The following is a 6210-nucleotide window of genomic DNA, read 5'->3' as shown; positions in this document are numbered from 1 at the left end:
CAACACTGCCAACGAGGATCATCTGCCTCCGCTGGTCAAGCGGAGACGGTGGCTGTCAGCACAAACGCAGGTGGCATAACCGGACATGTTGGGTGTGCGGTTTTCTTGACTATTCCAATCATCCCTGTACGGTGGATATACATTGGACGATATGGCCGTCAGCCGCATCGACTATTGTTACAACATCCGAATAGAGGATGACAGAACCCGGGAGGTGCTCTTTCGCTTGCTGCAAAAATGCCCCACTAAGGCGATATATACCACACGCGGAATCAACTACGCTACCTCTATATATAGCCGCAGCAAGAGCAGGGTTGTCAATGTTTACGACAAAACAGCAGAGCGCACAGCCAAACACCTTGCTACTGGTAGTTGCAGCGATCTGCCGCAGGCCTATGAGCAGGATATCATCCGGATGGAGTTACAACTTAAAGTAGACCACCTCAAATACATGGCTCGGCGCGGCGTCCGCCGGAGCGTCAAAAATTGGATCCACATGGGCATGGAGTACCATTACTTAAACAAACTCTATGGGATGTTTCCAAAAGGTGACTTTTACACATTCACTCAGGCGGCGTTGATTATTGACTCCGCTGCATACAGGACAAAAATGAAAGACCGTTTGAAGGGCTTCCTCCATATCATTGCGGACAAAGACATGGATGCAGCAAAGGCAGAGGTCTCTTACAACACTTATCGACGCTAGTGTGCTCGTCCATCCAACTATTCGGTGCTGGTACTCGCTCATACCTGTCCAAGCTGACCTCAAAAAATGGTGGAGAGGGGCCGTTACAGTCAGTCAGCCAGCAACCGGCCGGAGTCTCAAGCAAAACTCGATATATGGCGCCCAATCGTTTCACAAAGCGCAGTGGTCTATCCATCTACGATCACCACCATCCACTCCGTATCGGTCGCCGCCCAGTACCTGCGAGATAGCTCCAGGCGCTCTACATGGGCCTTTTTCTTCAACTGTCCTCGCTGCACTAGCTCTCTTACACCTTTGTGTCCATCAGCGTACCGGATGACAAAGTCGGTAGCCCACCCGGTCTGTAGGTAGTCCGTGCGTATGCCCGCCCGTGATATGCGGCCCATGATGTCGGCATCCAGAGGACAACCTACCTGATAACTCTGCACCCACGCTTGCTCCTCCAACCATCGTGCGTAATTCCTCGCCCACTTACTGTGCAGGCATACGATATCTCCGTTCTTGTTACTGTAAAATCGGATGTCTCGTGTGCGCTCTCCCGTCCGTTCCATGTATCTTGCCCCCCCTAAATAGTTACTCCTCCAGCTATTTCTGTACCAGCAATTTTTGCTTATCTCCCTTGAATTAACTCAAAATTTCGATGATGGCACGGAATTAGCTCAAAATTTTGCGTCCAAAAATTGAATTAAATCAAAAATTTGATGATACTACCCGCAAATTTTTCATTTAATTCAAATTTCGCTGTCAATTTTTTGAGTTAATTGCCATTTCCCTTAGATACCATGTGATCGTCCCACTCCAACCTGGTCGTTTGTCCAACCATTTTGACCACAAGCTGCTCGACAATTCTTTTTCCGAAAAAGTTCGGTAAAAGTCAGAATCAAGATAAAACCGGGCTAAAAACAGAAAAGAAATAAAAAAAGAGCCCGGGGAAACGAATTTCCTCGGACTCTTTTGTGAGTCATTATTTAGGGACAATGTGCTTGTTTGCGGGGGGACAAGTACACAATTACTTGCCCAGCTGCTTGGCGATCTCCTCAGCGAAGTTCTCCTGCTTCTTCTCGATGCCCTCGCCCTTCTCAAAGCGAACAGCGTTCTTGAAGGTCACAGCGCCGCCCAGAGCCTTGGCAGCGGAAGCGATATACTGCTCCACGGTCATGGAGTTGTCCTTCACGAACTCCTGCTGCAGCAGGCAGTTCTCCTTATAGAACTTGCCCAGCTTGCCAGCCACGATGCCCTCCTTCACCTTCTCAGGCTTGGAAGCCATCTTGGGATCGTTCTCCATCTGGACCAGCAGGATCTTCTTCTCCTCGTCCAGAGTGGCCTGATCCACCTGGCTCTTGTCCCAGAAGCGGGGATTCAGAGCGGCGATCTGCATGGCCACATCCTTACCAACGGTCTCAACCTGCTCGGCGGACAGGCTGGTCTCCAGGTTCACCAGCACGCCGATCTTGCCGCCGGCATGGACATAGGGCACGGAGATACCATCGGTGAAGAAGGCAAAGCGGCGGACCTTGATGTTCTCGCCGATGACCAGCACCATCTCCTGCTGCTCCTCCTGCACGGTGCGGCCGTTGCCATAGGGCAGAGCCATCAGAGCGTCCAGGTCAGCGGGCTTGTTGGCGGCCACAACAGCGGCAACACCCTTCACGAAGTCGACAAACTTCTCGTTCTTGCCCACGAAGTCGGTCTCGGCGTTAACCTCGACCACCACGCCCACGCCGTCCACCACGGTAGCGTAAGCCATACCCTCGGCAGCGATGCGGCCAGCCTTCTTCTGGGAAGCAGCCAGACCCTTCTCGCGCAGGATCTCAACAGCCTTTTCCATGTTGCCCTCGGCCTCGGTGAGGGCCTTCTTGCAGTCCATCATACCCACGCCGGTCATCTCGCGCAGGGCCTGTACGTCTTTTGCAGTGATTGCCATGATCACATTACCTCCATCTCAATTATAAAAAGGAGCGCCCGCCCGCGCGGGCGGGCGCTCCTGTCCTTTGTTTGGGTAAATTACTCAGCGGCCTCGGTCTTCTCGGTCTCCTCAGCGGCGTCCTGGCCCTGCTTGCCCTCCTGGATGGCGTTGGCCATCACACCGGAGATCAGCTTGATGGCGCGGATGGCGTCATCGTTGCCAGGGATCACGTAGTCGATCTCGTCGGGGTCACAGTTGGTGTCCACGATAGCCACGATGGGGATGTTCAGCTTGCGGGCCTCGTTGATGGCGTTGCGCTCCTTGCGGGGGTCAACCACGAACAGAGCACCGGGGAGCTTCTTCATCTCCACGACGCCGCCCAGGTACTTCTCCAGCTTGGCGATCTCGCCCAGGTGCTTCATGACTTCCTTCTTGGGGAGCATATCGAAGGTGCCGTCCTCCTGCATCTTCTTCAGCTGGTTCAGACGCTCCACGCGGCCGCGCATGGTCTTGAAGTTGGTGAGCATACCGCCCAGCCAACGGGCATTGACATAGTACATACCAACGCGCTCAGCCTCTTCCTTGATAGCCTCCTGAGCCTGCTTCTTGGTGCCCACGAACAGCAGGGTCTGGCCGGACTCGCCCAGAGAACGGACGAAGTTATAGGCCTCCTCCAGCTTCTTCACGGTCTTCTGCAGGTCGATGATATAGATGCCGTTGCGCTCGGTGTAGATATAGGTGGCCATCTTGGGGTTCCAGCGACGGGTCTGGTGACCGAAGTGAACGCCCGCCTCGAGAAGCTGCTTCATAGATACGACTGCCATGGTAAAAATTCCTCCTTTAATTGTTGATTCCTCCACCCGGTTCATTCGGAGCCGGCCAACCTCCAAGCGGAAGCACCTGGCCCCCCGTCCGCGGGTGTGCGTAATCATGCCCGAATATAATATCACAGTGTTTCCAGTTTTGCAAGGATTTTTTCGCCGCAAAAAATGAAATGCAAATGCTATCGTAAATCCCGAAGGGGGGCAATCCCCCAGAGGGATTTATTTTTTGCCCAGAAAAGGGGGTGCAGCAGAGCCATGAAATACCTTACCCTCAAGGACCGGCGGCTTATCGCCAAGCTCTACCGTCAGGAGGCCCGCGTCCTGGACATCGCAAATAAGGTCGGGTGTCACCCTGGAACCATCTACGAGGAGCTTCGGCGTGGTGCTACCGGGAAACTGGACGAAAACCAGAGGCCGGAGTACGACCCGGACCTGGCACAAAAGGAGGTCCGGGCGTCTATCAGACGCCGCGGCAACCACAGAAAGGCACCGATGCCTAACACAAAAGAGGAGGACTGAACATGAGCAAGACCATTGAGCTTTGCAAGGTGCGCCAGGGTGAGTTTTTCACCATTGACGGCGTGGAATTTGTCAAGCTGGACGAGAAGATGGGCGGCGCGTTTGCCGTTACCACCGATACCCTGCCGGATACCGGCCCCTTTGAACACGAGGACGCGGAGCGCAACGACCACAACAATTTCGTTGGTAGCCGCCTGATGGCCGACATCCTGGAATGGGCCAACAACCACCCGTCTATCAAGGACGCCATACTGGAGCGGCCTATTGATCTCACTTCCATGGACGGCATGACCGACTATGGGATGCCCTGCGTAAAGGCCAGAACTCTGACCATCGACGAGTTCCGCAAATACCGCTGCTACATCCCCCTGACGAGCAAGCCGTGGTGGACCGCTACACCTTGGTGTACGGACAACTCCCCGTACTCCGGCGCCTACTACGCGTACCGCATCTATACCGACGGCTCTGTGTACTACAGCTACGTCTGCTACGAGTTCTTCGCCCCGCGCCCCGCTTTTTATCTGAAATCCTCAATCCTTGTATCTATCAATGATGGAGCGCCGGATAAGGGAATCCGCGACTTCTCCGACACGGACCTTATCGACGAGCTGTACCGGCGGAGGAGGGAGAGCTATGACCCGGACTGAGAGAAGGGCGCTCCAGCGTAAGCGCCGTATCTTCGCGGCGAGAGCCGTTATCTGTCTGGTGGCACTTCTGGCCGTCATCACCCTGGTGCTTGCGGTGACAACGCCGACTGCTGCGGAGGGCGAGGCTGATGCAGGTTCCACCAAACCGCCGTGCGTTTCCATCATCCCGGAAGAAACTGAGCAGGCCAGCCGTGACCCTGCTGAGTACCTTGCAAAGACGCTCTACGGAGAGGCGCGCGGATGCTCGACCGTCGAACAAGCTACCGTCGTTTGGTGCGTTCTGAACCGCGTTGACGATGAAAGCGGCCTGTGGCCGGATGACATCATCGGAGTGGTTAAGCAGCGCCTCCTGGCACACATCCTGTGCGTCCGGCACATTGTTCAGCAGCGAGTAGGCCAGCCGCAGCAACTGATCGGAATAAGTGTCCACCAGCCGCCGGGCCAGCGCCTCCCTGTCCTGTCCTTCCATGGTCCTCCCTCCTTGCCTTGTGGATTGGAACGCGTTCACCTGGAATACACCTGGGCAAAGCCAAACGTGACAAAACCTCCGGCCGAAGCCGGAGGTTTTTCAAGTCAGCTCTGGTTTTTCTCCCGCCACCAGGCGGCAGATTCCTGCCAGGCAGCGGTATTTTCCGTAGTCTGAGTTCTGGGGACCAGCCCCACCTCGTCGGTCAGGAACCGGCCCAGCCAGGCGGAGAAAATAGCTGCCCCGTCCTGGTTCAGGTGTCCGCCGTCATAGAGATGCTCCGTAGGGATCAGCCCCATCTCCTCGAAGCTGTCCGACCAGTTGTATACCAGCGTCTCCCCATCCAGAGCCAGAATGTCTGCCGTATTGCGGGCGTACTGTTCCTGGGTGCAGCGGGTATAGCTGGGATTGAAGGTGACGATAGGCTGGGCGCCGTGCTCCCGGCAGAGGTCCAGGATCCTGCCCAGCCATACCAGGTTGGCGGCGTAGTCCTCCTCCGACACTGTGCGGTTACCTTCCACCACCGTTTCTCCCACGCCGTCCATCACCTGATCCACCGGCGTAAAGCCCTTGTAGTAGTCCCCCTGTACCGGGATTACCGCTTTTTTCAGGTCGCTTTTCCGCAGCTCCTTCCACCGGCTGTGGTAGAGGGACAGGTCAAAGAGCAGTCCGGTCCGCAGGTCCTCCTCAGACGCTGTGAAAATAGCGCCCAGTTTGTTGACCGAGAAGGGCATCTGGCTCACATTCTGCTGGGTATAGTTCTGGTACTGCTTAAAGTACAGAGAGGTACCCTCCAGCACCACGGCGGAGGGAGACTGGGTTTGGAAAATCTCCTTCAAATACCAATAGGTAATGGACAGAGGCTGTTCCGAGCCCCCCATCACATACCCCGTCAGGCCGGAGGCATCGTACACCACCGAGGGGTTGAAATCGCAGTAGGCAAAGGAGCTGCCCAGATAGATCACGTCCAGGCTGTCCTCCGGTTCCGCCTGGAAGGCACTCCAGGTGGCTCCGTACATGGTCTGTGAGGGCCGCAGAACGTCGGAGATAAAATTGACCATCACTGCCGTCAGCAGCAGGAAGAGGAGGGCAAAGAAGCACTCTTTCCCCTTGTTCAGGCGCTTCATTGGTGTATCCCCTCC

Annotated in this window: 7 protein-coding genes; 3 read left to right on the top strand and 4 right to left on the bottom strand. The window is 55.5% G+C overall.

Features of this window, described 5'->3' with window-relative positions:
- Positions 1-142: 142 nt before the first annotated feature.
- On the top strand, positions 143-706 hold the full coding sequence (locus B5G06_RS06315) for a hypothetical protein (protein ID WP_087188245.1): 564 nt from the start codon (positions 143-145) through the stop codon (positions 704-706).
- A gap of 1009 nt (positions 707-1715) precedes the next feature.
- Here B5G06_RS06315 and tsf read toward each other — a convergent pair.
- Positions 1716-2630 carry a translation elongation factor Ts gene (gene tsf / locus B5G06_RS06305; protein ID WP_087188243.1) on the bottom strand — a complete coding sequence of 305 codons (915 nt, stop codon included), beginning with the start codon at positions 2628-2630 and terminating at the stop codon, positions 1716-1718.
- An 80-nt stretch (positions 2631-2710) separates the two neighbouring features.
- Positions 2711-3436: a 30S ribosomal protein S2 gene (rpsB, locus tag B5G06_RS06300; RefSeq protein ID WP_087188242.1), complete on the bottom strand. Its 726-nt coding sequence runs from the start codon at positions 3434-3436 to the stop codon at positions 2711-2713.
- Positions 3437-3691: 255 nt separating this feature from the next.
- On the opposite strand from rpsB, the gene B5G06_RS06295 reads away from it, so the two are divergent.
- Both B5G06_RS06295 and B5G06_RS06290 read left to right on the top strand, forming a co-directional pair.
- On the top strand, positions 3692-3955 hold the full coding sequence (locus tag B5G06_RS06295; protein WP_158094667.1) for a helix-turn-helix domain-containing protein: 264 nt from the start codon (positions 3692-3694) through the stop codon (positions 3953-3955).
- Between the two features lie 2 nt (positions 3956-3957).
- Entirely contained in the window at positions 3958-4602 is a 645-nt protein-coding gene (locus B5G06_RS06290; RefSeq protein ID WP_087188240.1) for a hypothetical protein, read from the top strand.
- Here the strand turns inward: B5G06_RS06290 and B5G06_RS14150 are convergent.
- Together B5G06_RS14150 and B5G06_RS06280 are read right to left on the bottom strand one after the other, a co-directional pair.
- Positions 4553-5071 carry an RNA polymerase sigma factor gene (locus B5G06_RS14150; RefSeq protein WP_204220756.1) on the bottom strand — a complete coding sequence of 173 codons (519 nt, stop codon included), beginning with the start codon at positions 5069-5071 and terminating at the stop codon, positions 4553-4555. The two genes, B5G06_RS06290 and B5G06_RS14150, sit on opposite strands and share 50 nt — an antisense overlap.
- A 104-nt stretch (positions 5072-5175) precedes the next feature.
- Complete coding sequence (locus tag B5G06_RS06280; protein ID WP_087188239.1) at positions 5176-6195, bottom strand: SGNH/GDSL hydrolase family protein; 1020 nt, start codon at positions 6193-6195, stop codon at positions 5176-5178.
- Positions 6196-6210: the final 15 nt, after the last annotated feature.

Origin of the sequence: Flavonifractor sp. An52 (assembly GCF_002159385.1) — a bacterium.
GTDB lineage: Bacteria > Bacillota > Clostridia > Oscillospirales > Oscillospiraceae > Flavonifractor > Flavonifractor avicola.
The sequence above is the reverse complement of the archived record's forward strand: the minus strand, read 5'-3'. Positions and strand labels throughout refer to the sequence as shown.

Bases quoted from the DNA above. Each gene is read 5' to 3' on its own strand.
- rpsB (WP_087188242.1), bottom strand. From the start codon at position 3,436: ATGGCAGTCGTATCTATGAAGCAGCTTCTCGAGGCGGGCGTTCACTTC.
- B5G06_RS14150 (WP_204220756.1), bottom strand. From the start codon at position 5,071: ATGGAAGGACAGGACAGGGAGGCGCTGGCCCGGCGGCTGGTGGACACT.
- B5G06_RS06290 (WP_087188240.1), top strand. From the start codon at position 3,958: ATGAGCAAGACCATTGAGCTTTGCAAGGTGCGCCAGGGTGAGTTTTTC.
- B5G06_RS06280 (WP_087188239.1), bottom strand. From the start codon at position 6,195: ATGAAGCGCCTGAACAAGGGGAAAGAGTGCTTCTTTGCCCTCCTCTTC.
- tsf (WP_087188243.1), bottom strand. From the start codon at position 2,630: ATGGCAATCACTGCAAAAGACGTACAGGCCCTGCGCGAGATGACCGGC.
- B5G06_RS06295 (WP_158094667.1), top strand. From the start codon at position 3,692: ATGAAATACCTTACCCTCAAGGACCGGCGGCTTATCGCCAAGCTCTAC.